Here is a 24,902-nt window from a genome sequence, read left to right as displayed (position 1 = left end):
CTATCCGCACATCGGATGATGGGTCGCAAGACAAGTGATGCGCGCTGCATTGCCCCATCCTCCGATGTGCGGATAGCCAGTGAAATCCAGCCGCGCTCTGCCGCCGTCCACGCGCAGGCGCGCCGGCACGCCGAACGGCAGGGTGAACTTGTCCGGCGCATGGCCGAACGGCAGGCCGTCGAGCACCGGGATGCCGGCCACGCGGCGAATCTGCGCAAAGCCCTCGGCCAGCCCGTAGCCGTTGTCGTAGACGCTGTGGCGGCAATCGGTGAAGTCGCCGAGGATCAGCGCGCGCTGGCGACCCAGCACGCCGGACAGGTGCAGCTGGTACAGCAGGCGCTCGATGCGGAACGGCGGCTCGCTCACGTCCTCCACGAACAGGATGCCGCCGTCGATGCGCGGGAAATACGGCGTGTCGAGCAGGCTGCACAGCATGGCGAGGTTGCCGCCCCACAGCGGGCCTTCGAGATCCAGCGCATGCTCGCCGCTGCTGGTCCACTCCGCGCTGCCTTGCGCTGCGCACACCGTGCGCCAGAAGTGCGGCAGCGTCAGCGCGCTCAGGTGTTCCACCCCGAAATCGGGACCGAGCATGGGGCCGCCGAAGGTGACCAGTCCGCTCTTCGCATGCAGCGCCATCTGGATCGCGGTGAAATCGCTGTGGCCCACCAGCACGGTGCCGATACCGTCCAGGCGTTCGCGCAGCGCGTCGTAATGCAGGTGTTCCAGCAACCGCGTGGCGCCGTAGCCGCCGCGGATCGCGAGCGCGACATCGGGCAATGCATCCAGCGTGGCGAGCACATTGAGGTCGGCCGCGCGTTCGGCGTCGCTGCCGGCATAGCGCAATTCGGTGCGCTCCAGCACCTCCAGGCCGTCCAGCACGCAGTCGGACTCGCGCAGGCGTTCCACGCCGCGGTACATCGCGGTGCGGTCATGCGGGTAGCCGGAAGGGGCGATCAGGCGGACTCGGGTGGCAGGCATGCGTGTCATCGGGCGGCTCGGACATCCGGATTATGCGTGCACGCGCTGCCGAAGACATGGTCGGCGCGTGGCGCTGACGTGGCGCTCCGCAGAAACCTGCCCTTGCGCAAAGGTTTCAACCCGGAACGCACGCCCCCCCAGGGAAGGTCTGATCAATCGACTGCTTGCTCGCCATTCCTGCGGTTTTCAACGGCCGGGGGGCCAGTCAGGCAGGAGGCGCTTCGCAACAGCGAAGCTGGTCATCCAGTACCGCTTGCGCTGAATGGCTTGCAGGCGCTGGATGACTCGCTGCGCTCGCCCCTTCGGGGCCGCCCCGCGGGCGTCCTGCGCGCTTTGCGCTTGTCCACTTCGCCGGGACGACGAGCAAAATCAGACCATCCCCAAGCGCAAGGGATGCGCTCCTACACGTGCTCCACCACTTCGAGGCCGAAGCCCGCGAGGCCCACCAGCTTGCGCGGCGTACCCAGCACGCGCAGCTTGCGCACGCCCAGGTCCGCCAGCATCTGCGCGCCCAGGCCGAGCTGCCGCCATTCCTGCTGTTGGGCATCCTCCGGCGCCAGCGCCGTGGGCTGGCCCTTGAGCCGGGCCAGCAGCGCCTCGGGCGTGTCCTCGCCGGAAAGCACCAGCAGCACGCCACGATCCTCGTCGGCAATGCGCCGCAGCGCGCTGGTGACGGTGAGGCCGAGGTCGTCGCGCTGGAGGTGCAGCACGTCGGACAAGGTGTTGCGCACGTGCACGCGGCTGAGCACCGGCGCGCCGTCGTCCACCGCGCCGCGCACCAGCGCGAAATGCAGGCCGCGGCGGATCGCGTCGCGCCAGGCCACCAGCCGGAATGGACCGAACTCGGTCTGCACCGCTTCCTCGTGCACGCGCTGCACGGTCTTCTCGGTTTCCAGCCGGTAGCGGATCAGGTCGGCGATGCTGCCGATCTTGAGGCCGTGCTTCTGCGCGAACACTTCCAGTTCGGGGCGGCGCGCCATCGAACCGTCCTCGTGCAGGATCTCGATCAGCACCGCCGACGGCTCCAGCCCCGCCAGCGCGGCCAGGTCGCAGCCCGCCTCGGTGTGGCCGGCGCGACTGAGCACGCCGCCCGGCTGCGCGGTGAGCGGGAAGATGTGGCCAGGCTGGGACAGGTCCTGCGGCTTCGCGTCGCTTTTCACCGCCACCTGGATGGTGCGCGCGCGGTCGTGCGCCGAGATGCCGGTGGTGACGCCCTCGGCCGCCTCGATCGAGACGGTGAAGTTGGTGTGGTAGGGCGAGGTGTTGTCGCTGACCATGGGACGCAGGCCGAGCTGGCGCGTGCGCTGCTCGGTGAGCGTGAGGCACAGCAGGCCGCGCGCCTCGCGCACCATGAAGTTCACGTCTTCGGGCCGCACCATCTGCGCAGCCATCACGATGTCGCCCTCGTTCTCGCGGTCCTCGTCGTCGAGGATCACGACCATGCGGCCGGCGCGGATGTCGTCGAGGATTTCGGGAATGGTGTTGAAGCTCATGGCTATATCCGGGATGGGGGGCGAGTCATCCCGGCGAAAGCCGGGCTCCAACGCCTTGGGCTTGTGTCGGGATACGGGATTCCGGCCGTCGCCGGAATGGCAAGGATGGTCAGGCGAAGCCGTGCTGCTGCAGGAACGCCTCGTCCAGCTTCGGCGCTTCGCCGCCGCCGACCAGCCGCTCCACGTAGCGCGCGATCACGTCCACCTCGATGTTCACCGCGTCGCCCGCGCGCTTCGCGTGGAAGCTGGTGCGCTCGACGGTGTGCGGGATCAGGTTCACGCCGAAGCGGTTGCCGGCGACTTCGTTGACGGTGAGGCTGGTGCCGTCGATGCACACCGAGCCCTTGGCGGCGATGTAGCGCGCCAGGTTGGCCGGCACCTCGAAGCTCCAGCGCTGCGAGCGCGCATCCGGCACCATCGACACCACCTTGCCGAGGCCGTCGACATGGCCCGAAACCAGGTGGCCGCCGAGGCGGTCGGCGAGGCGCAGCGCCTTCTCCAGGTTCACCGGATCGCCCGCCTTGAGCTTGCCCAGCGTGGTGAGCGAAAGCGTCTCGTTGGAGACGTCGGCGGCAAAGCCGCGCGCCTCCAGCGCCACCGCCGTGAGGCAGACGCCGGACACCGCGATGGAATCGCCCAATTGCACGTCGGCAAGATCGAGGTCGGCGGTATCGACATGCAGTCGCAGGTCGCCGCCGCGGGGTTCGAGCCGCACGATGCGGCCCACCGACTGGATGATGCCGGTGAACATCAGCGCGCCTCCCGCCGGGAGGGAGCCATGGTGCTTGCAGTGACGATGATCATGAAACGTTCTCCACGGAAACGAGCGAGAACGCCCCAAGGCATGAGGCCGCCGCGCGACCAAGCCGCGCGTCGAACCGTCTTCTTTCATCCGGACTGTGAGGAAACGGCTGCCCGCTTCCAACCGTCGGCTCCGGCATTCGACCGGATCTGCTGACCTCACGAGGCGATCGTGAGCGCTCGCGGGCTCGCGTCCATCGGACGCCTACCGCCGGTGGGGAATTTCGCCCCGCCCTGAAGACGCTGTGCCGGCGAACCGGCCGGAGCATTCTAGCACCGGCCCGGCGCGGAGCTTTGCCGTCGTCGTCCGCGCGGAGGAACGCTGCGTTGCCGCCTCAACCCGCCGGCGGCGGCGAGAATTCCAGCAAGGTGATCTCCCGGTCCAGCGCCACCGAGCGTTCCGGCGGGCCCAGCGCGGCAAGGCTGGCCTCCACGGCCTCGTCGCTCTTGCGGTTGCCCAGCGCGGAACGCCCGTTCACCGCCCACACGCGGCTGCCGGCCTTCCCCCGCGCCACCGCCACGTCCAGCTGGTTGGTCAGCAGCACCTTGCTGGCGATCGGCGCCTCTCCCCGCGGCTGCAGCGTCTCCAGCATGGCCGGCCCGTTCGGATCGACCGCATAGACCGTATCGCCAGGTTGCACGGCGGCCGCCAGCGCGGCGGCGGCGCGATCCCAGCGCGGCTTGGTGGACACCCGGTAGACCGGCCACAGGTTGACCAGACACAGCAGCGGCAGCAGCACGACCACGGCCGGCCGCCAGTGGCGCGACAGCGCGGTGGCGCCCACCCCTGCCAGCACGAAGAACGGCACCGCGCTCCACAGCAGGTAACGCGGCACCAGCACCGGCTTCAGCACCGACACCGCCAGCAACAGCAGCGGCAGCACGGCGAAGCCCAGCGCCAGCGCACGGCCGTCCAGACGGCCGCGCAGGCGGTACAGCCCCGCGCCGCACAGCACCGCCACGCACGGCGACAGCACCGCCGCCGCGGTGGGCACCAGGCCGAAGTGCACCACGGCGGCGGGTCGCATCAGGTAGGTGCTGCCGGCTGCCACCCAGAGGTTGTGCCAGCTCAGCGCGGGCACCCAGTCGAAAGCACTCAGCACGCGCCCGCTGCTGGCCACGAACACGGCCAGGTAGAACGGTGCGCAGCAGGCCAGCACCAGCGCCTGCCCCCACAGCCAGCAGCGCAGGAAGTCGCGTGCCAACCCGGGCGATTCCGTCTTGCGCAGCGAACGCCAGATGCAGAACAAGGCCGCATTGGAAGCGGCCCACCACGGCAAGGCGTCGCCCAGCACGTCCAGCGCCGCGATCGTGCCGCCCAGGTACGCCGTCCATTCCAGCCACAGAGTGCCTTGGCGGCGCAGGCCCAGCGCCGCGCGCGCCGGCTGTTGCGCCAGGCCGACCAGCCCCCACAGCGCCACCGCGATCAACAGCAACAGCAGCGCGTAGGAGCGCGCCTCCTGCCCGTACTGCACCTGGGTGGGTGCCAGCGCCATCAGCAGGGCGGCGACGACGCCCGCGAAACGCCCGGCCACGCGCCGCCCGATCGCGTACACCACGCCGACCGCCAGCGCGCCGAACAGCGCCGACGGCAGGCGCAGCGCGGTGAAGTCCGCCTGCTGCGGCACCAGCGAGCTGAGCAGCAGGAAATAGTTCGGCATGTGCCGGTTCGCGAAGCTGTCGGCGATCAGCGCCGTGGTATCCAGGTGGATGCGCTGCCAGGTGAACACCTCGTCCAGCCAGAACGGCTGGTGGCCCAGGCGGATGCAGCGCGCCACCAGCGCCAGCAGCGCCAGCAGCAGCAGCCATGCCGAATCGCGCAACGCCCAGTCGCCCTGCCCGGCCACGCACGACGGCTGCGCAGCACGGCGACGCGAAACGATACCGGCGTGGGTCGATGGCATGGCGGATACCCGCGGGGAAGGCGCCCATCATCGAACGCCCCGGGTGTTTCAGCGTTGTCACGCCGGCCCTGCGCGTTGGGCCACGTTCAGCCAAAGAGCACGCCCGCGCCGGACCCGTTACGGCTTCGGGCGCAGGCGCAGGCGCCAGTCCGCGCCGACCTGGCGCTGGTCCACCACGTCCAGCCGCCAGCGCCCGGCCATGGATTCCAGCGGCGGCAGCGCCAGCAGCGCACGCGCGCCGTCGCCCAGCAGCACCGGCGCCACGTAGAGCAGCAACTCGTCGGCCAGGCCGGCGGCGAACAGCGCGCCGCACAGCGTGGGGCCGGCTTCCACGTGAACCTCGTTGCAGTCGCGCGCGGCCAGCAGCGCCAGCACGGCGGACAGGTCCAGCACGCCGTCGCGCTCCGCCACTTCGGCGTATTCGACGCCTGCATGCGGTGCGTCCGACATCACGGCATGCGCGCCGTGCAGCAGCAGTGTGGGCGCGACAGCGTCCAGCACATGGCTGCCGGACGGCGTGCGCAGGCGGCGGTCGAGCACCACGCGCAGCGGCGGCACGCGGGGCGTATCTTCCGGCAGTCGCACGGTGAGGCGCGGGTCGTCGGCCAGCACGGTGCCGCTGCCGGTGAGGACGGCGCTGCTGCGCGCGCGCCAGCGCTGCACGTCGGCACGCGCGGCGTCGCCGGTGATCCACTTCGATTCGCCGTTCGCGAGCGCGGTGCGGCCGTCCAGGCTCATCGCCAGCTTCACGCGCACGAACGGACGCCCGCGCTCGAGGCGGCTGAAGAAACCGATGTTCAGTTCGCGCGCCTCGTCGCGCAGCAGGCCGCCGTCCACCGCGATGCCGGCGGCACGCAAGACGGCGATGCCTCGCCCCGCCACCTGCGGGAACGGGTCTTCCGCCGCGATCACCACGCGCGCCACGCCGGCGGCGACCAGCGCGTCCGCGCAGGGCGGCGTGCGGCCATGATGGGCGCAGGGCTCCAGCGTCACGTAGGCAGTGGCGCCACGCGCGCGTTCGCCGGCCTCGCGCAGTGCGAACACCTCGGCATGCGGCTCGCCTGCCCGCTGATGCCAGCCGCTGCCCACCACCGCGTCGCCGTGCGCGATCACGCAGCCCACGCGCGGGTTGGGCTGCGTGGTGAACAGGCCGCGCTCGGCGAGTCGCAGCGCATGCGCCATGTGCTGGTGGTCGATGGCAGTGAAGCTCATGCTGGTCCTCCTCTCCCCTTTTGGGAGAGGATCGAGGTGAGGGGGCAGGACTGGCGACAGTGTGACATCGGAGACGTGCTTCGCGCGGGTCGAGGCGGGATCGGCCCCTCATCCCAGCCCTCTTCTCCCCGGAGAGGAGAGGGAGAAAGCTTGGTCAGGCCTTGCGGGGACGGCGCGCTTCCGGGGCGGCGGCGCCCAGCAGCGAGAGCTGCAGCTTCTCCAGCTCGGGCAGGTCGTGTTCCAGCCGCGCGATTTCCTCGAGGAAGGCCTGCACGTCCTCGAACTTGCGGTAGACCGAGGCGAAACGCACGTAGGCCACCTGGTCGAGCTTCTTCAGCTCGCGCATCACCAGCTCGCCGACCTGGCGCGAGGGCACCTCGCGTTCGCCGCTGCGGCGCAGGTCGTTGATGACCTCGCGCACCGCGCTGTCGACGTCGTGGCTGGGCACCGGGCGCTTCTGCAGCGCGCGCTCGAAGCTCACCCGCAGCTTGCGTTCGTCGAAGGCCTCGCGCCGCTCGCCGCTCTTCACGATCGCCGGCAGCTTGAGCTCGGCCGTCTCGAAAGTGTTGAAGCGCTCGCCGCACTGCGGGCACTCGCGACGCCGACGCACGGTGGAACCGTCCTCGGTGAGACGCGAGTCGATCACGCGGGTGTCTTCGTGCTGGCAGAAAGGACAATGCATTCAGCGACCGGACTCGGAATACGGAACGAGGGATCCGGAACGGCGGAACGCAGGCGCGACCCGGGCTCTTCCGAACCCCGAATGCCCGCTCCCGAATCCCCGCTCCTCAGCCATACACCGGGTACTTCCTGCACTGCGCCTCGACCTTCGCGCGCACGGCGGCGATCACCGCCTCGTCGCCCGGCGCGTCCAGCACGTCGCAGATCCAGTTCGCGAGGTCGGTGCAGTCGGCTTCCTGGTAGCCGCGGGTGGTGACGGCGGGCGTGCCCACGCGCAGGCCGGAGGTGACGAAGGGCTTCTGCGGGTCGTTCGGTACGGAATTCTTGTTGACCGTGATGTGGGCCTTGCCCAGCGCGGCTTCCGCATCCTTGCCGGTGACGCCCTTGCCGATCATGTCGATCAGCATCAGGTGGTTCTCGGTGCCGCCGGAGACGATCTTGTAGCCGCGCGCGATGATGGTCTTCGCCATCGCCTTGGCGTTCTTCACCACCTGCGCCTGGTAATCCTTGAAGTCCGGCTCCAGCGCTTCCTTGAACGCCACCGCCTTGGCGGCGATCACGTGCATAAGCGGGCCGCCCTGGATGCCGGGGAACACGATGGACTGCAGCTTCTTCTCGATCTCCTCGGCCGCGTCGCCCATGCCCTGCCTGCTGGCAAGGATGATGCCGCCGCGCGGACCGCGCAGGGTCTTGTGCGTGGTGGAGGTGACCACGTGCGCGTGCGGCAGCGGGCTGGGGTACACGCCGGCGGCGACCAGGCCGGCGACATGGGCCATGTCCACGAACAGCCAGGCGCCGACCTTGTCGGCGATGGCGCGGAAGCGCGCCCAGTCCATCACCTGCGAGTAGGCGCTGAAGCCGGCCACGATCATCTTGGGCTTGTGCTCGACGGCGAGGCGCTCGACCTCGTCCATGTCGACGAGGCCGTCGTCGTTCACGCCGTACTGCACGGCGTTGAGGATCTTGCCGCTGAGGTTGACCTTGGCGCCGTGGGTGAGGTGGCCGCCGTGCGCCAGGCTCATGCCGAGGATGGTGTCGCCCGGCTGCAGCAGCGCGAAGTACACCGCCTGGTTGGCCTGCGAGCCGGAGTGCGGCTGCACGTTGGCGTAGTCGGCGCCGAACAGCTGCTTCACGCGGTCGATCGCCAGCTTCTCGGCCACGTCCACGTACTCGCAGCCGCCGTAGTAGCGCTTGGACGGATAGCCTTCCGCGTACTTGTTGGTGAGCTTGGAGCCCTGCGCCTCCATCACCCGCGGGCTGGCGTAGTTCTCGGAGGCGATCAGCTCGACGTGGTCTTCCTGCCGGCGCCCTTCATCGGCGATGGCCTGGGCCAGTTCGGGGTCGTAACCGGCGATCGTGCAGTCCTTCGGGAACATTCGGGCCTCTGCGGGTGAGCTGGCGGGGATGAATCGCGAAATTGTAACGCCGCCGCCAATTTGCAGCCACCGACCGCCCGGGCGGGTGGGCGCGCGGCGCGCGGCGGATGGCCGCAGCCCCGCCGGCCCGTCCGGGTGCGACGCAAGGCCCGTGCACGGGCCGCCATGGCGGGAAAACGCCCCATCGGCGATAATTGACGGTCTTTGATTTCCCTGCCTGTGCCGGGCCGCAGCGGCGGCCTGGGGGTCGCCTTCAGGAGCACGCATGCAATACATCTACACCATGAACGGGGTCAGCAAGATCGTTCCCCCGAAGCGCCAGATCATCAAGGACATCTCGCTGAGCTTCTTCCCCGGCGCCAAGATCGGCCTGCTGGGCCTGAACGGCGCGGGCAAGTCCACGGTGCTGAGGATCATGGCCGGCGTGGATACCGACTTCCAGGGCGAGGCCCGTCCGCAGCCGGGCATCAAGGTCGGTTACCTGGCGCAGGAGCCGGAACTCGACCCCGAGAAGACCGTGCGCGAGTCGGTGGAAGAAGGCGTGTCGGTGATCCTCGACGCGCAGAAGCGCCTGGAAGAGGTCTACGCCGCCTACGCCGAGGACGGTGCGGATTTCGACGCGCTGGCCAAGGAGCAGGAGAAGCTGGAAGGCATCCTGGCCGCCAACGACGCCCACGCCCTGGAGCGCCAGCTCGAAGTGGCCGCCGACGCGCTGCGCCTGCCGCCGTGGGATGCGAAGATCGGCCCGCTCTCCGGCGGCGAGAAGCGCCGCGTGGCGCTGTGCCGCCTGCTGCTGTCCAAGCCCGACATGCTGCTGCTGGACGAGCCCACCAACCACCTCGACGCCGAGTCGGTGGACTGGCTGGAGCAGTTCCTGCACGACTACCCCGGCACCGTGGTGGCGGTCACGCATGACCGCTACTTCCTCGACAACGCCGCCGAGTGGATCCTCGAACTCGACCGCGGTCGCGGCATCCCGTGGAAGGGCAACTACACCGAGTGGCTGGAGCAGAAGGACGCGCGCCTGAAGCAGGAAGCGCAGCAGGAGAAGTCCCGCCAGAAGGCCATCGAGAAGGAACTGGAGTGGGTGCGCTCCGCCGCCAAGGGCCGCCAGTCCAAGGGCAAGGCGCGCCTGAAGCGCTTCGAGGAGCTGAACTCGGTCGACTACCAGCGCCGCAACGAGACCAACGAGATCTTCATCCCGCCGGGCGAGCGCCTGGGCCAGGAGGTGATCGAGTTCAAGAACGTCACCAAGGCGTTCGGCGACCGCGTGCTGATCGAGGACCTGTCGTTCAAGATCCCGCCGGGCGCCATCGTGGGCGTGATCGGCCCGAACGGCGCCGGCAAGTCCACGCTGATGAAGATGGTCATGGGCAAGGAGCAGCCCGATTCCGGCGAGGTGAAACTCGGCCACACGGTGCAGCTCGCCTACGTCGACCAGTCGCGCGTCGCGCTCGACGACAAGAACAACGTGTGGCAGGAAGTCTCCGGCGGCCTGGACATCCTCACCATCGGCAGCTTCGAGATCCAGTCGCGCGCCTACATCGGCCGCTTCAACTTCAAGGGCACCGACCAGCAGAAGATCGTCGGCAACCTCTCCGGCGGCGAACGCGGCCGCCTGCACATGGCCAAGACCCTGCTGCAGGGCGGCAACGTGCTGCTGCTCGACGAACCGTCCAACGACCTCGACGTGGAAACCCTGCGCGCGCTGGAAGACGCGCTGCTGGAATTCCCCGGCTGCGCCATCGTGATCTCGCATGACCGCTGGTTCCTCGACCGCATCGCCACCCACATCCTGGCCTTCGAGGGCGACTCCCACGTGGAGTTCTTCCCCGGCAACTACAACGAGTACGAAGCCGACAAGAAGCGCCGCCTGGGCGACGAGGCGGCGAGGCCGCACCGGGTGAAGTACAAGAAGCTGGCGTGATGGACGGGTGGCGGGGAGGCCGATCGGCCTCCCCTGCCCCACACCCGGATCGGCAGTCGCCCTTCTCTCCCAGGCACTCCTTCCCGGACAGTCCCGGCAGCTCCATCGCATCCCGTGTCGCCGTCTTGGCATGGCTCTGGCTGGGCCCCGGCCCACGAGCATGACAACCCGTCCCCTCAGGGACTATCCAGACAGCATTGCCACCCTGCGAAAAGGAACGCATGCGGACGCGATTGCGCCAGCCCGCTACCAGCTGAAATCGGCGACGACGGGAAAGTGGTCCGACGGATAGACCTTGCCGTCATGCGTCGCGATCGTGCGCACGTCGTCGGCTTTCGCGCCACGGTAGAGGATCCAGTCGATGCGCTCGGTCGCCCGGCCGGTGAACCCGTGAAAGGTGCCGTCCGGGCCCTCGTGCCGTGGTGCGGACGCATGCGCATCGCGCAGGACCTGGGTCAAGACGGCGTGCGTCCTGCTGCCGGGAGTGGTGTTGAAGTCGCCGGTCAGAATGAACGGCAGCGACGCAGGCAACTGCGCCAGACGCTGTGTGATCTCCGTGGCACAGCGCTCACGCACCATCTCTGCCTCCCTGCCTTCCTGATGGGGGAAGTGCGTGTTGTAGTAGTAGAACTGCTTGCCGCTGCGCCGGTCCCGGAATTTCGCCCAGGTAACCATGCGCGGCAGCGGCTGGCCCGCGATCATGCTTCCCGGCTTGTCGGGCGTATCCGAGAACCAGAAGTTGCCGGACTCGAGCACTTCCAGGCGCGACTTGTCGTAGAAGACGCCCATGTGCTCGTTGTCGTTCTCATCGATCTCGTTCCCGTTGCGGCCCATGCCGAACCACGCGTAGCCGGGCAAGTGCTGTTGCAGGTAGTCGCCCTGCGGCAAGAGCAGTTCCTGCGTACCCAGGATGTCGGGGTGCTCCTTCCGGATGACCCGGACCATCAGGTCGCGGCGATGCGGCCACGCGTTGATGCCATCGTCCGCCTCGCTGTAGCGCAGGTTGAAGGTCATGACGCGAAGGTCGTGGGCACCGGCGGCGCTGGCCATGCCAGAGGCCAGCGCAAGCCCGCAAACCAGGAAAAATCCACGCAGTAGACGCACGACGCAACTCCTTTTGATGGGCATGTGACGCGGGAATCGGATGCCGCCATCCGGCCGGGATTTCACCGCAACCCCATGGTCACGGATGGAAGGGGGCGCGGCTACCGGAAGCGCAACGATCTTCCGTGGTCCCGACCTTCCAACCGGTCACCGGCCATCATGCCGTCGTCCCGACATCGACGGCGGCGCGTCGGCCGGATCAGCGCCCCAGGCCTTGTTCGGCTCGGGCCCCATGGTAAGCACCAGCGTGGCGCCGTTCGCGATGTCCGCGTGGCTGAACCAGGGCTTGGTCCACGGTTTGCCGTTGAGCGTCGCGGACTGGATGTACATGTTACGCGCCGAGTTGTTGCGCGCGACGATCTCGAACACCTTGCCGTTGCCCATGCGCATGCTCACCCGGTCGAAGATTGGGCTGCCGAGAATGTAATCGGGCGTGGACGGATCGACCGGGTAGAAGCCCATCGCGCTCATCACGTACCACGACGAAGTCGAACCCTGGTCGTCCATGCCTGGGAAGCCGTAGCCGCTGGCGTCGCTGCCGTACAAGTCGGCGAGGATGCGCCGCGCCAGCGCCTGCGTCTTCCAGGGCTGGCCGCTCCATGCGTACAGGTAGGCCGCCTGCTGGTCCGGCTGGTTGCCCTGCACGTATTGCCCGATCAGGCCGGTGCAATCGCGGCAGATGCCCTTGGCCGTATAGGGCGTGGAGAAGAACGCATCGAGCTTGGCGTTGAATGCGCCGCGCCCGCCGAGCAGGTCGATCAGGCCCTGCACGTCCTGCGGCACCAGCCACAGCGTGGACCAGCCCGAGGCCTCCTTCATCATGAAGTTGTAGTAGGGCTCGCCCGGATCGAACGGCGAGATCCACTTGCCATCGGCGGTCTTGCCGCGCATGAAGCCGACCGACGGATCGAACACGTTGCGGTAGTTCGCGGCGCGGCGCAGGAACATCTGCGCATCCTCCGTCTTGCCGAGCCGGCGCGCGACGTCGGCCAGCGCATGGTCGTCCCAGGCGTATTCAAGCGTGGTGGCGGCGCCTGCCTTGCCGCCGGCATAGGGCGGGCTGGGATTGCCCGGCGGGACGATGTCGGAGATCCAGCCGTTCTTCGTGTATTCGGCGAGATAGCCTCGCGGCCCCTTTGGATCGGTCGCGTTCTTGCGCAGGTACGTGTACGCCGCGGCGTAGTCGAACGGAATGCCACGCTGCCATGCGCCGTCGTAGAGGAACACGGCGTGGTCGCCGTGGAACGAGGTGTTCATGTAGCCGCGCTCGCGCGCCATGTCGAGCTCGGAGCGCATGATGTCCTGCACCACCGTCGGCTCCAGCAACATCAGCAGCACGATCTGGTTGCGGCCGGTATCCCAGAACGGCACCGGCCCGTAGCGGTCGTGATCGGCAACGCGGACCTGGCCGTTGGTATCGGTGAAGCGCTCGCCCTTGCGCGCAACCAGCCGCGGGCTTGCGAAGGAGTGGTACAGCGTCGAGTAGAACAGCATGCGCTGCTTCGGCGTGCCGCCGCTCACCTGCACACGGTCGAACAGCTGTGCCCAGGCCGCACGCGCCTGCGCATGCACGCGCTCGAAGTCGCCGTCCGGATCCTCGGCGCGCAGGCGCGCCTCGGCTTCGGCGATGCTGTGGCCGTGGGCCATCCGCACCAGCACCTGCTCGCCGGCCTTCGTGTCGAAGCTGACGTAGGCGCCGGCGTAATTGCCGGACACCGTCCGGCGGCCGGCTTCCACGTCCTTGTCGCCCAGCCCCCAGTTCTCCTCGCCCTCGGCCGCATGGAAAGTGCCGAAGCCGGCGAACGGGCGCGAGAACTCGGCGACGAACCATGGACCGTCCGCATCCTCTTTCGGATGCCCGCCCTTGGCGAGGCCGCGGATGGTACGGTCACCGACCACCTCCACATCGCCGCCTGCCCGGCGGAGATTGAGGATGACGTTCGACCGGTGGCTTGCCGGGAAGGTGAACCGCATCAGGCTGGTCCACTGGGTCGCCGTCAGTTCGACCCTGGTGCGGAAGGTGTCGAGGAAGACCGAGTAGTAACCGGGCGAAGCCTTCTCGTGCGACTTGTCGTAGTACGACTGCGTGTAGCTCGGCGGCACGGTCCAGTCGCCCACCACCGGCATGATCATCGGCTGGGCGCCGCCACCGTAGGTCGGTCCGCCGCCACCGGTGAAGCCGATCATGGTCGGGTTGGAATAGTAGTAGGGCGTGGCGACGCCCGTGGGATAGCTGAGCTCGACGTTGACGTTGACCGGGGACGCCTCGACCTCGCTGTGCGGCAGGCTGGCGCCCGGCGAGGTGATTCCCGAATACAGCGGCTCGCCCGGCGGCGGTGCGTTGCCAATCAGTTCCTGCCGGTCCAGCGGCGCGGTGCCGACCAGCGGATCGGCTTCGTCGACGGCCTGCGTCGCGTGCTGTGGCGCCTTGCCATCGCGGGCATGCAGCACGGCCACGCTGCCCAGCGCGAGGATTGCCAGCGCGGCCGCCATGGCCCTGGAGCGGTTCCGGATCGGCGAAACGCGATGGCAGGAACGTGGGGCGGATGTATCCATGATGTCTCCGGCGTGGAGGTGAGGACGCGTCCTCAGGCCGTGCGTGCACAAGCCCGATGCATGGAGGTCGAGGACGGCGGGGAATCCGTGGGAACCCGGTCGGTTGGGCGGGCCGTCCTTCCCGCGCTCCACCATGCCGCGGGATCAGGCGCACGCCCGACCCCGCGGCATCCGGACCTGATCGTCAGTCGGCGCCGAACTTGTACGTCAGGCCCAGGTAGTACTGGCGTCCGGCGTACTCGAGCTGGTTCAAGCGCGCCGTGGTGTCGCTGCCCAGGTACGAGCGGGGCGTGGAACGCGTCAGGTTGATGATGGACCCGGTCACCATCAGGTGCTTGTTGAACTCGTAGTCGCCGTTCAAGTCGATCTGGTTGTACGGCTCGGTGTAGACCGGCAGACCCGCTGCCAGGCCCTGCATGGTACGGCCCGTCCAGTTGCTGCTGGCACGGAGCAGCAGGCCGTTCTTTTCGTAGAACAGCGACACGTTCGCCGCGTACTTGGCGCTGCCGATCAGTTCCGACTTGCCCACCTGCGTGTCGCCGAGCGTGACGGCGGTTTCGTTGGTCTTGTTGAGCGTGTAGTTGACGATGTAGCCGAAGCCCGAGTGGAAGGTGTGCTGCGTGTAGAGCTCGATGCCCTTCGACGTGCCCGAGCGGCCGTTGGCATTGGTGCTGTACTGCAGGAAGTTCTCCTGGGTGCCGCCGACATTCACCGTGATGTTGTTGACGGTGACCGGCACGACGAAGTTCTTCACCTTCTTCTGGAACAGATCGATGCCCACGACCGATTCAGGCGCGTAGTACCACTCGCCCGCCAGGTCGAACTGGGTGGCCGTGAACGGCTTCAGGTCGGCGTTGGCGCCGCTGCCGTACCAGCCGGGCGGGGATGCGCCGAACTGCTTGCGGTCGTTGTAGTAGGCCTGCGTGTTGTTGGTGAGGCTGCCGAGCTGGGCCAGGTCGGTGTAGTTGGCGCGGGCCATGGCCTGCGAGCCGGCGGCGCGCAGCACGATGTCGTCCGCGAGGGTCCACGCGACGTTGAAGCTGGGCAGGAGCTTGTTGTAGCGCTTGCTGGTGGAAGCGTTGGAGAACGACTCCGTCACCTGCTGCTCGCGCGGCAGGTACTGGAAGTCGCCCGGCGCGCAAGGTCCGCCGCCGGCGTTCACGCCGCTGGCCGGGCAGATCAGGATGTTGCCGCCCGCATCGTGGTAGTACACCGCGTTGTTGGTGGTGATCTGGTCGGCGACGGTGAGGTCCTGCTGCGTGCTGACGAAGCGCAGGCCCACGTTGCCGCGCAACGTGCCCGTGTCGAAGTTCGCCTGCACGTAGGCGGCCGAGATCTTTTCCTGGATGGAGGACTTGTTCTGGGGCTTGTTGTAGACCACCCGGTCGTAGGTCGAGTTGAGGTAGTTGTAGTAGGCCGGGAAGTTGATCGCCGGGAAGATGCTGTCGTTGTACGCCAGCGTGTTGCCGTCGAGCATGTTCGGCTCGAGGAAGCCCGCGGGCAGCTGGCCGGCGGTGGGATCGCAACCCTGGAACTGCGAGGTGGTGCCCTTGCAGTACCAGCGCAGCTCGTTGCTCTGCTGCTCGGCGCGGTTGTCGCGATACTTCACGCCGAACTGCAACGACTGCAGCCAGCCGTGGTCGAAGGCCCAGGTGAAGTCCGCCTGGGCGAAGTTCTGCGAGGTGCGGGTATTGACCATGTTGGAACCGGTCGAGCCGAGATCGACCTGTCCCTTGCCGGTAAGCATGTTCTGCAGCACGTTGGACGCAGCCGTGATGGTCGGCGTTCCGTTCAACGTCCACGCGGCTCCGTTGCTGCCGTCCACCCACTGGCCGTTGACGAAGTTGCGCGGCTTGGCGGCCATGCCAAGTTCCACCGACGGACCGCCTTTCGCCCACGTGCGGCCGACGTTGAACGTGCCGCTGAGATTGCCGCCGTTGTCCCACTCGCCTTCGAGGTTGAGGGTCTGCGAGGTGGCCTTCTCGACGGAGTAGTTGCCGTTGAGCCACGGGATCTCGGTGGAGCAGACGTCCACCGGCTGCCGCTGTGCGCCGGTGACGGGGTTGGTCAACGAATTGCACCCCGTGCCTGCAGGAGGCAGGACGTAGTTCGCACCGGTGACGACGGTGTGCGATGGGTCAAACGTCAGGCCGTTGGGGGCGAGCAGCCTACCCTGCTGGTCCGCATAGTTGCTGTTGTTCGGCAGGCCCCATTCGGGAATCTCGAGCGTGTTGGTGATCTGCGTCTGCTGCCGCTGGAAGCGGAAGTAGTTGCCCGTCAGCAGCAGGTGCTCGATGGGCTTGAACTGCAGAGTGGCCTGGGCGCCCTTGGTCTTCAGGTCCAGTTGGTTGCGGCTGGTGGAAAACTGCTGCGGCATCCAATAGCCCGAATACTTGTTGCCGGCCTGGTCGTCCACGCCATTGCCCCACAGGTCGATGTTGGATGCCACGGCAGGGTCGTATTGCTGCCCATGCACGTTGACCGGCGGCTGCACGCACGTCGCGTAGTCGCTGCAGTTGTCGGCCCACCAGTGCCAGCTCGACGCATTGGCCGTGTAGTCGATGTCGCGGCGCTTCTGGTACGTACCCGCGATCAGGACGCCGAAGGTCTGGTCCTTGTTCTTCCACGACCACAACGCCGAAACCTGGGGCGTGATCTTGCTGCTGTTGTCGGAGCTTGCCCCGTTGACGGACACGAAGCCTTCGCCCGCCTTCATCTCCAGCGGACGGCGCGTGCGCAGGTCCACGTTGCCGCCGATGCCGCCTTCGTCCAGGCGCGCCTCGAGGCTCTTGTAGAGCTTGATGTCGGAAAACATGTTGGCCGGCATCATCGTGTAGTTGAACGAGCGCGTCAGGCCGGCCGAGGTATCGGCCGAGGCCACGAAGTTGCCGTTCAATTCCGTCAGTGTCAGCTCGGGCGCAAGGCCGCGGATGCTGACCGTCTTGCCCTCGCCCGATTCGCGTGTGATGACCACGCCCGGCACGTGCGCGAGCGCATCGGCGATGTTCTTGGCGGGAAACTGCGCGATGTTCTGCGCGTTGATCACCTCGACGATGGAATTGGAATCGCGCTTGTCCTGGATGTTCTGGTTGATCGACTCGCGGTAGCCGCTGACGACGATGGCTTGCAGGTCGGTCGCAGCCTGCTTCTTGTCCGTCTTCTTCGTCTTGGCGCTGTCGGCCTTCGCCGTGGTGCCGTCGGTCGACTGTGGCTGCGGCGAAGCCGCCGCGGCATCCGCCGGCTGGGCCGGCTGCGCAGCGAAGGCCGTAGCGGGAATTGCGATGCCCCCGAGCGACAGGCTCGCCGCGGCGAGTGCGGCATACAGCGGCTTGCGGGCAAAGACATGTGGCTGGCAAGTCATTTTCAGCATCTCCGTTGATGTGCGTACATCTGGAACTGGCGCAGGGCATTCCGTTCGATTGCAGGAACGGGATGCGTGATTGGTATGACTATATGATTTCTTTGAATTCAATCGATCTAAATTTCTACCGGCCAACCAAGCAACACTCTTCGTCAACCGTCACTTCAGGACCACGAATGCGCTGCGGCGATTACCTGGAACTGATATCGCCGAAGCCGCGAATCACCCGACATCTGCCGGGACAGGGATGGCACCGCAAATCCGCACGCACTGACAAGCGGTTGCGAAAATGCCTAGGCCTCCTGCAATTCTTCCCTCAAACCCCATCAACCCGCCGGACAAGGCACTGGCACCCGGGTAACCCCTACCCATGGCCTCCGACCGAAGCCGTCCCTGTCCCCTCATGTCGCTGACGCGACTTTGACACGATAGCTTGGATCGATCTTAAAACTCCTGCCGCAAATTACACCCCGCCCCGGAGATGTCACGCTGCGGCGCAAAAAAAATTGCGGCGAGCCGGAAAGGCCTGCGCCCACGCATGGCATATGGAGGCCATGCCAAGGGAGCGTGCGCCAAAACGCCGTGCGCTCCCGCTGCGTTGCCGCAGTCGTCAGGCGACGGGCTTCGGCATGCTCCGGACCGCCAGCGGCGCGAAGATGCCGCCTTGCACGGGACGGGCCTGGAAGGCGACTCGGGCGCCGGTGACGGTGCTGTAGAGATCGCAGAACGGCACGCGATCGGGCGTGCCGTCGGCATAGGCGTAGACGCGATCGATCAGCTCCTGCGCCACCGGCTGGTCGGCCAGCCAGGCCGCCACGAACAGCGCCCAGTCGGACTTGGCGTAGCTGTGCGGCACCTGCAGCGGAAGCCCGAAGGTGCTGCTCTGCTGCCGGTACCAGGCCGCCTGCATGGTGCGCACATCCGCCGGGATAAGGCCCGTGTCCAGCAGGGTGTCGGCAAAGCCGTTGTAGAGCGTCCCCCATGTGCCCTGCCCGCCGGCATCGTGGTAGGTGAGGTTCAGGTGCGGCGCCTTGGGATCCTTCGCGCGCGCCGCCCAGTACGCGATGTCCTTGCGCGCCCGGTTACGGTAATGCGTGGCATCGTCGGCGTGGCCCGCAAAGCCGGCCACCTGCCCCATCGCGGCCAGCGCGATGATGCCTTTCAGCGCCAGGTTGACGCTGTGCGCGATCGAGCCGGCGAAGTCGTCCGTCTGGTTCTGGAAGCCCGGATCGGGCAGCTCGCCTTCCAGGTACTGCGCCCACTTCTTCAGCAGCGCGTAGTGGCGTGAAGCGAAGGCCTGCGCATCGGCGCGCGCTGCGCGGCGCAGCCACGCGGCGACCATGATCAGCATGTCGCCGCTTTCCTCCACCGGCATGTCCTCTTCCTTGCCGTCGTTGTGGCCGGTCGCCTGCGGATAGGCGGAACCGAGGTCGTGCTCGGCATAGGACTTGGGCCATCCGCCCTGCTCGGCGTAGTGGAGCAGGGGCAGCAGCAGCATGCGCAGATAGTCGGGATCGAGGTACATCCACACGGGCGCGGCCGGGTAAAGCACATCCACGGTGGACACGTTGCCGTCGCTGGAAATCTCCTTCAGGAACGCCCATGGCGAACCGTCCGGCCCCAGCACCAGCTCGGTGCCGCCATAGGCCTGCCGCAGCGACAGCGCGCACAGGCCCTCGTAGTGTTCCCCGCCGACTGCGCGCGCATCGCGGCTGACACGCACATCAAGCGCATCGGCCCGCTGACGTGCCGACGCGGCATCGCCGTGGAAGAAATCCAGCATTGCCTTCCAATCGCCGAAGTGCTTCGTCCAGAGCGCACGCAAGGGCTGCTCCAGGTAGGCGATGCACTGCTCGCGCACCTGGCCGACCACGAAATCCGCATCTTTCGCGGATGCCCCGCACTGGCCGAGGTCGACAACCAGTGCCAGCGCCGGCAACGCCTTGACCGTGCTCCGCGCCGCGCCGTTGCTGCCGTCGAGCGAACCGTGCCCGGCGAATTGCGCCCGCAGCTTCAGCCGGTCGCCCGCCTGCATGCTGACGCCGTCGCGCGCCGGCGTCGACCAGAGCACCCGCCCCCAGGCCGCGAACTCGTGCTGCTCCGCCAGCAGTTGCGGCCTGGCCAGCGCCAGCGCCCAGGTGCGCGCGGCCTGCGAATCGTCGCGCTCGACCACCACTTCCTGTGTCGCATCGCCGCTGGCCCAGTCGCCGGTGATCTCCATGTAGACCTGCACGGCATGGGCTGCGCCATCGATGCTTCGCGCCGATACGCTGACGTAGCTCATCGGAATGGACTGACGCCGACTGTCACCAGGTTCCAGCGGCGAAAGGAAGTTCACCGACAACTCGACACCACCACCCTGCAGGGTGAAGCGCGACTGCGTCGCCGTGACCCGCAACGCGGTCTGCCGCATGGCGCGCGGGAAGTCCTCGACCGTCGTCTGCTTTCCGTGGTTGCCGTCGGGAATGGGCTGCACGAGCTTGCCGTCGCCCATGAACAGCCAGGCCACGCCGTCGATGCGGGCCAAACCCACCATCCCCGTGGTGCTGCCCTGCCAGAACTGCGGCGCGTTGCCCGGCAGCAGCGTGGCCGGCAACCAGGTGCTCAGATAAGGCTGACGCACTGCCAAGGGCACGGCCGGCGGACGAATCGGCGTTACCTCGCCGACTACGCCTGCTGAAATCCCACTCACCGCCGGTCCTGCGGAGTCCACATCCATCGGAGCCTGCGCCTTGGCGGGCAGCAACGCCGAACCCGCAAGCGCCGCACCTGCCATGCCCGAGAGACGAAGGACCTTGCGGCGCGAGGGATCGGCGATGCCGGAAGAATCGGTGGAAGGCGTGTGCTTGCTCGACATGATGGAGGGCTCCGGCCAGATGCGTCGCGTTCGACGAAGATGAGGGGGGGGAATGTTCGGAGAGGTCCCGCACGAGGCTCGGGACCTTAGAACCGATCCGGAGCAAATGGAAGGCCAAATATCCCCATCGACGCGATATCTGCGGAACGCCTGCCCCACCGCGTTACCCCCGCGCTTCGCTTAAACTGTGCAGCCACTTTCCTGCCCGAGGCCCGCGCCATGCGCTTCCACGACACCCTGCAGCAGCGCTGGCGCAAAGGCCTGCTGGTCTGCGTGGGCCTCGATCCCGAACCCGTGAAATTCCCGGCGCACCTCAAGGGCCACACGGATGCGGTGTTCGAGTTCTGCCGCGACATCGTCGACGCCACCGCGGACCTCGCCTGCGCGTTCAAGCCGCAGATCGCGCACTTCGCCGCCCTGCGCGCGGAGGAAGCGCTGGAGCGGTTGATCGCCCACATCCACGGGCGCCACCCCGGCGTGCCGGTGATCCTGGACGCCAAGCGCGGCGACATCGGCAGCACCGCGCGGCACTACGCCAGCGAGGCGTTCGACCGCTACCAGGCGGACGCCGTGACGCTGAACCCGTACCTGGGCCGCGATTCCGTCGCGCCTTTCCTCGAACGCGCGGACAAGGGCGCGATCCTGCTGTGCCGCACTTCCAACCCGGGCGGCGCCGATTTCCAGGCCCTGGATTGCGGCGGCGTGCCGCTCTACCTGCGCGTGGCGGAAACCATCGCCAGCGACTGGAACGCCCACGGCAACTGCGCCCTGGTCGTGGGCGCCACCTGGCCGGAGGAACTGGGCCAGGTGCGCGACGTGGTGGGCGAGATGCCGCTGCTGGTGCCCGGCATCGGCGCGCAGGGCGGCGACGTGGAAGCCGTGCTCAGGCACGGACTCACTCCCGACGGCGCCGGCCTGATCCTCTCTTCCTCGCGCGCCATCCTCTACGCCGGCCACGGCGAGGATTTCGCGCAGGCCGCGCACGCCGCCGCGCAGGAATTGCAGGACACCATCAACCGCCATCGCCCCTGATCGCCGCGCGGACCGAAGCATGCAAAACACGCAGCTCGACCACCGCGCGCACCAATCCACGCCCGCGAAGCACGCGCTCTGCCTGCTGGCGCACAACGTGCAGCGGCCCGCGAACATCGGCAGCCTGTTCCGCCTTGCCGATGCGCTGGGCATGGAAAAGATCCACCTGACCGGCCGTTCCTGCACGCCAGCGCATCCGAAGGCGCGCAAGGCCGCGCGCACCACGGAGCAGCGCGTGCCCTTCGAGCAGGCCGACGACCCGCTGCCGCTCGTGGCGGCCTTGAAGCGGGCCGGCTACCGCATCGTCAGCCTGGAAATCAGCTCGGGCAGCATCGACCTCGACCGGCTCCCCGTCGCGCCCGGCGACCGCATCTGCCTGGTCCTGGGCAACGAGAGCGCCGGCGTCTGCCAGGCGCTGCTTGATGCCTCGGACGCCACCGTGCACATCCCGATGCACGGCGCGAACTCCTCGATGAACGTCGCCAGCGCCTGCGCCATCGCGGCCTACGTCATCACGGGCAAACTGGCCTAGAGCCCGTCCCACGCGTCCGTGTGGCGCATGGAGCGGGCTCCTGCGCTTTGGCGCACCGTGCGCCGGCCCTTACAATGCCGGTTTCGTCACCCGAACGGCGCGCCACCTGCGGCGCGCCATCGCGAGCCCCCATGGAAAAGAGTTTCGAACCCGCCCAGATCGAGTCGACGTGGTACGCACGCTGGGAAGCCAGCGGCGCGTTCAGGCCGTCGGGCCAGGGCGAGCCCTACTGCATCCTGCTGCCGCCGCCGAACGTCACCGGCACGCTGCACATGGGCCATGCGTTCCAGCAGACCGTGATGGACATGCTGGTGCGCTACCAGCGCATGCGCGGCATGAACGTGCTGTGGCAGGTGGGCACCGACCACGCCGGCATCGCCACCCAGAAGATCGTGGAGAACCAGCTCGCCGCCGAAGGCAGGACGCGCCACGACCTGGGCCGCGAACCGTTCGTGGAGCGCGTGTGGCAGTGGAAGGAGGAATCCGGCTCCACCATCACGAACCAGATGCGCCGCATCGGCGCCGCCGCCGACTGGTCGCGCGAACGCTTCACCATGGACGAAGGCCTCTCCGCCGCCGTGCGCAAGGTGTTCGTGGAGTGGTACCGCGCCGGCCTGATCTACCGCGGCAACCGCCTGGTGAACTGGGATCCGGTGCTGGGCACCGCCGTCTCCGACCTTGAGGTGAACAACGTCGAGCGCGACGGCCACATGTGGTCGATCCGCTATCCCGTCACGGACAGCGACGAGTCGCTGGTGGTCGCCACCACCCGCCCGGAAACCATGCTGGGCGACGTCGCCGTGGCCGTGCATCCGGAGGACGAACGCTATGCGCACCTGGTCGGCAAGACGCTGCGGCTGCCGCTGAGCGGCCGCGAGATCCCGGTGATCGCCGACGACTACGTCGACCGCGAGTTCGGCACCGGTTGCGTGAAGATCACCCCGGCGCACGACTTCAACGACTACGCGATCGGACAGCGCCACGGGCTCGCGCCGGTCACCATCTTCACGCTGGACGCGAAGGTCAACGACAACGCGCCGGAAACCTATCGCGGCCTCGACCGCTACGACGCACGCAAGCGCGTGCTCGCCGACCTGGAAGCCGCCGGCCTGCTGGTCGAGACCAAGGCGCACAAGCTGCAGGTGCCGGTGAGCCAGCGTTCGGACGCCGTGATCGAGCCGATGCTCACCGACCAGTGGTTCGTCGACCTCACCTCGGACGTGCAGAAGGATGGCCGCCCCGGCGGTCGCAAGGCGATCACCGAACCCGCGCTCGACGCCGTGCGCTCGGGCGAGATCAAGTTCGTGCCGGAGAACTGGAGCACCACCTACACGCAGTGGCTGGACAACATCCAGGACTGGTGCATCAGCCGCCAGCTCTGGTGGGGCCACCGCATCCCGGCGTGGTACGACGAGGGCGGCAACATCTTCGTCGGCGAGGACGAGACCGACGCGCGCGCGCATGCCGCCACCGCGCCGGTGGGCGCGCTGAGGCAGGACGAGGACGTGCTGGACACCTGGTTCAGCTCCGCGCTGTGGCCGTTCTCCACCCTGGGCTGGCCGCTGGACGGACCGGTGAGGAACGAGCGCGGCGAAGTCGTGGCCGACTGGCAGGCCGACAAGATCTTCCTGCCCAGCGCGGTGCTGGTCACCGGCTTCGACATCATCTTCTTCTGGGTCGCGCGCATGGTGATGGCGACCAAATACTTCACCGGCCAGGTGCCGTTCCGCGAGGTGTACATCAACGCCATCGTGCGCGACGCCGAAGGCCAGAAGATGTCCAAGTCCAAGGGCAACACCCTGGACCCGCTGGACCTGATCGACGGCATCGAACTGGAACCGCTGGTGGCGAAATCCACCCGCTCGCTGCTGATCCCGCAGGTGCGCGAGAAGGTGGAAAAGCGCATCCGCAAGGAATACCCCGACGGCATCAAGGCCATCGGCACCGACGCGCTGCGCTTCACCTTCGCCGCGCTGGCCAGCTACAGCCGCACCATCAACTTCGACCTGAAGCGCGCCGAGGGCTACAAGGCGTTCTGCAACAAGCTGTGGAACGCGGCGCGCTTCGTGTTGATGAATGTCGGGGAGTCGGAAGTCGGGATGGGGGATTCGGAAAAACCCGCCACCGAAGCGGAGCGGTGGATCCTGACGCGTCTGGCGCAGACGCTGGCCGAGGTCGAGCAGCACTTCGTCTCGTACCGTTTCGACCATCTCGCCCAGGCCCTGTACGAATTCGTGTGGAACGAGTACTGCGACTGGTTCCTCGAACTCTCCAAGCCGGCCTTGAACGGCGACGATGCGGCAGCCGCAGCCTCCACGCGCCACACGCTGCTGGTGGTGTTGGAGGCGGTGTTGCGCGCGCTGCACCCGGTGATCCCGTTCATCACCGAAGAGATCTACCAGGAAGTGGCGGGTGTATTCGCGCGCTCCTCCATGGACGCAAAGAACAAACCGGCATCCCTGCCGGACGCTTCAACGAAAAGCATCCTCCAATGCTCGTATCCGCGCGCTGCGGATTTTGCCTCCGACGCGGCGGCCACCGCCGAAATCGAATGGTTCAAGGCCGTGCTCTCGGGCATACGGCGCATCCGTTCGGAGATGAACATCGCGCCGGGCAAGACCATCCCGCTGCTGCTCGCCGGCGGCGACGACACGGATCGCACGCGCACCGCGAAGTTCGCCGCGCAGATCGCCTTCCTCGCCCGCACCGAAACGCCGCAGTGGATAGCGCCAGGCGCGATGGAGCCCGCAGCCGCAGCCGCCGTGGTCGGCTCGCTGCGCGTGCTGATTCCGCTGGCCGGCCTGATCGATCTCGGCGCCGAGCAGGCGCGCCTTGCCAAGGAAATCGGCAGGATCGAAGGCGAGATCAGGAAGTGCGAAGGCAAGCTCGGCAACGCGAACTTCGTGGCAAACGCCCCGGCCGAGGTGGTGGCGCAGGAACGACAGCGCATCGTGGAGTGGAACACGCAGCTGGCGGCGCTGCGCGAGCAGGCGGAGAAGCTGAAGGGTTGATCGGCCCTACTCCCTCTCCCCTTTGGGGAGAGGGCCGGGGTGAGGGGCCGGGCTTGCGGCGGAAGCAAGCCCTTCGC

Annotated in this window: 15 protein-coding genes and 1 riboswitch; of the genes, 4 read left to right on the top strand and 11 right to left on the bottom strand. The window is 67.7% G+C overall.

Going from position 1 to position 24,902, the window contains the following annotated elements; translation table 11 throughout:
* The 7 genes from PCA_RS04385 to glyA all read right to left on the bottom strand — a co-directional run bounded on the left by PCA_RS04385 (position 1) and on the right by glyA (position 8,445).
* Complete coding sequence (locus PCA_RS04385; protein WP_181301378.1) at positions 1 to 978, bottom strand: LD-carboxypeptidase; 978 nt, start codon at positions 976 to 978, stop codon at positions 1 to 3.
* Positions 979 to 1,379: 401 nt separating this feature from the next.
* The gene (gene ribB / locus PCA_RS04380; protein ID WP_181301377.1) at positions 1,380 to 2,471 is read right to left on the bottom strand and encodes a 3,4-dihydroxy-2-butanone-4-phosphate synthase; all 1,092 of its coding nucleotides are present in this window, start codon (positions 2,469 to 2,471) and stop codon (positions 1,380 to 1,382) included.
* Between the two features lie 109 nt (positions 2,472 to 2,580).
* The gene (locus PCA_RS04375) at positions 2,581 to 3,222 is read right to left on the bottom strand and encodes a riboflavin synthase (RefSeq protein WP_181301376.1); all 642 of its coding nucleotides are present in this window, start codon (positions 3,220 to 3,222) and stop codon (positions 2,581 to 2,583) included.
* Positions 3,223 to 3,347: 125 nt separating this feature from the next.
* Positions 3,348 to 3,518, bottom strand: a riboswitch (FMN riboswitch).
* A gap of 89 nt (positions 3,519 to 3,607) precedes the next feature.
* On the bottom strand, positions 3,608 to 5,176 hold the full coding sequence (locus tag PCA_RS04370) for a glycosyltransferase family 39 protein (protein WP_181301375.1): 1,569 nt from the start codon (positions 5,174 to 5,176) through the stop codon (positions 3,608 to 3,610).
* Positions 5,177 to 5,293: 117 nt separating this feature from the next.
* Positions 5,294 to 6,388, bottom strand: a complete 1,095-nt coding sequence (ribD, locus tag PCA_RS04365) for a bifunctional diaminohydroxyphosphoribosylaminopyrimidine deaminase/5-amino-6-(5-phosphoribosylamino)uracil reductase RibD (RefSeq protein WP_255436656.1) — start codon at positions 6,386 to 6,388, stop codon at positions 5,294 to 5,296.
* A gap of 154 nt (positions 6,389 to 6,542) precedes the next feature.
* Complete coding sequence (nrdR, locus tag PCA_RS04360) at positions 6,543 to 7,070, bottom strand: transcriptional regulator NrdR (protein WP_181301374.1); 528 nt, start codon at positions 7,068 to 7,070, stop codon at positions 6,543 to 6,545.
* A gap of 106 nt (positions 7,071 to 7,176) precedes the next feature.
* Positions 7,177 to 8,445: a serine hydroxymethyltransferase gene (gene glyA, locus PCA_RS04355; RefSeq protein ID WP_181301373.1), complete on the bottom strand. Its 1,269-nt coding sequence runs from the start codon at positions 8,443 to 8,445 to the stop codon at positions 7,177 to 7,179.
* Positions 8,446 to 8,710: 265 nt separating this feature from the next.
* On the opposite strand from glyA, the gene ettA reads away from it, so the two are divergent.
* Positions 8,711 to 10,372 carry an energy-dependent translational throttle protein EttA gene (ettA, locus tag PCA_RS04350; RefSeq protein WP_181301372.1) on the top strand — a complete coding sequence of 554 codons (1,662 nt, stop codon included), beginning with the start codon at positions 8,711 to 8,713 and terminating at the stop codon, positions 10,370 to 10,372.
* A gap of 246 nt (positions 10,373 to 10,618) precedes the next feature.
* Here ettA and PCA_RS04345 read toward each other — a convergent pair whose 3' ends face one another.
* The 4 genes from PCA_RS04345 to PCA_RS04330 all read right to left on the bottom strand — a co-directional run bounded on the left by PCA_RS04345 (position 10,619) and on the right by PCA_RS04330 (position 20,409).
* The gene (locus tag PCA_RS04345; RefSeq protein ID WP_343204405.1) at positions 10,619 to 11,476 is read right to left on the bottom strand and encodes an endonuclease/exonuclease/phosphatase family protein; all 858 of its coding nucleotides are present in this window, start codon (positions 11,474 to 11,476) and stop codon (positions 10,619 to 10,621) included.
* Positions 11,477 to 11,623: 147 nt separating this feature from the next.
* Positions 11,624 to 14,032, bottom strand: coding sequence for a GH92 family glycosyl hydrolase (locus tag PCA_RS04340; RefSeq protein WP_219918534.1), 2,409 nt, complete (start codon positions 14,030 to 14,032; stop codon positions 11,624 to 11,626).
* Positions 14,033 to 14,216: 184 nt separating this feature from the next.
* A complete protein-coding gene (locus PCA_RS04335) occupies positions 14,217 to 17,393 on the bottom strand; it encodes a TonB-dependent receptor (RefSeq protein ID WP_181301371.1) in 3,177 nt (1,058 codons plus the stop codon).
* A gap of 610 nt (positions 17,394 to 18,003) precedes the next feature.
* Positions 18,004 to 20,409: a glutaminase family protein gene (locus tag PCA_RS04330; RefSeq protein ID WP_181301370.1), complete on the bottom strand. Its 2,406-nt coding sequence runs from the start codon at positions 20,407 to 20,409 to the stop codon at positions 18,004 to 18,006.
* Between the two features lie 60 nt (positions 20,410 to 20,469).
* On the opposite strand from PCA_RS04330, the gene pyrF reads away from it, so the two are divergent.
* The 3 genes from pyrF (at position 20,470) to PCA_RS04315 (ending at position 24,825) form a co-directional block, all read left to right on the top strand.
* Positions 20,470 to 21,282, top strand: coding sequence for an orotidine-5'-phosphate decarboxylase (pyrF, locus tag PCA_RS04325; protein ID WP_181301369.1), 813 nt, complete (start codon positions 20,470 to 20,472; stop codon positions 21,280 to 21,282).
* Between the two features lie 19 nt (positions 21,283 to 21,301).
* Positions 21,302 to 21,814 (top strand): TrmH family RNA methyltransferase, encoded by a 513-nt coding sequence (locus tag PCA_RS04320; protein ID WP_181301368.1) that lies wholly within the window; start codon positions 21,302 to 21,304, stop codon positions 21,812 to 21,814.
* Between the two features lie 131 nt (positions 21,815 to 21,945).
* The gene (locus PCA_RS04315) at positions 21,946 to 24,825 is read left to right on the top strand and encodes a valine--tRNA ligase (RefSeq protein WP_181301366.1); all 2,880 of its coding nucleotides are present in this window, start codon (positions 21,946 to 21,948) and stop codon (positions 24,823 to 24,825) included.
* Positions 24,826 to 24,902 lie beyond the last annotated feature (77 nt).

It is taken from the genome of Rhodanobacter sp. PCA2 (assembly GCF_013620825.1).
Lineage (GTDB): Bacteria > Pseudomonadota > Gammaproteobacteria > Xanthomonadales > Rhodanobacteraceae > Rhodanobacter_A.
Note: the sequence above shows the minus strand (reverse complement) of the source record. Positions and strands in the feature narration are given on the sequence as shown.

Excerpts from the sequence above, each read along its gene's own strand:
- glyA (WP_181301373.1), bottom strand. The coding sequence starts at position 8,445 with ATGTTCCCGAAGGACTGCACGATCGCCGGTTACGACCCCGAACTGGCC.
- ribD (WP_255436656.1), bottom strand. The coding sequence starts at position 6,388 with ATGAGCTTCACTGCCATCGACCACCAGCACATGGCGCATGCGCTGCGA.
- PCA_RS04320 (WP_181301368.1), top strand. The coding sequence starts at position 21,302 with ATGCAAAACACGCAGCTCGACCACCGCGCGCACCAATCCACGCCCGCG.
- PCA_RS04385 (WP_181301378.1), bottom strand. The coding sequence starts at position 978 with ATGCCTGCCACCCGAGTCCGCCTGATCGCCCCTTCCGGCTACCCGCAT.
- ettA (WP_181301372.1), top strand. The coding sequence starts at position 8,711 with ATGCAATACATCTACACCATGAACGGGGTCAGCAAGATCGTTCCCCCG.
- pyrF (WP_181301369.1), top strand. The coding sequence starts at position 20,470 with ATGCGCTTCCACGACACCCTGCAGCAGCGCTGGCGCAAAGGCCTGCTG.
- PCA_RS04315 (WP_181301366.1), top strand. The coding sequence starts at position 21,946 with ATGGAAAAGAGTTTCGAACCCGCCCAGATCGAGTCGACGTGGTACGCA.
- PCA_RS04375 (WP_181301376.1), bottom strand. The coding sequence starts at position 3,222 with ATGTTCACCGGCATCATCCAGTCGGTGGGCCGCATCGTGCGGCTCGAA.
- PCA_RS04340 (WP_219918534.1), bottom strand. The coding sequence starts at position 14,032 with ATGGATACATCCGCCCCACGTTCCTGCCATCGCGTTTCGCCGATCCGG.
- nrdR (WP_181301374.1), bottom strand. The coding sequence starts at position 7,070 with ATGCATTGTCCTTTCTGCCAGCACGAAGACACCCGCGTGATCGACTCG.
- PCA_RS04335 (WP_181301371.1), bottom strand. The coding sequence starts at position 17,393 with ATGACTTGCCAGCCACATGTCTTTGCCCGCAAGCCGCTGTATGCCGCA.
- ribB (WP_181301377.1), bottom strand. The coding sequence starts at position 2,471 with ATGAGCTTCAACACCATTCCCGAAATCCTCGACGACATCCGCGCCGGC.
- PCA_RS04370 (WP_181301375.1), bottom strand. The coding sequence starts at position 5,176 with ATGCCATCGACCCACGCCGGTATCGTTTCGCGTCGCCGTGCTGCGCAG.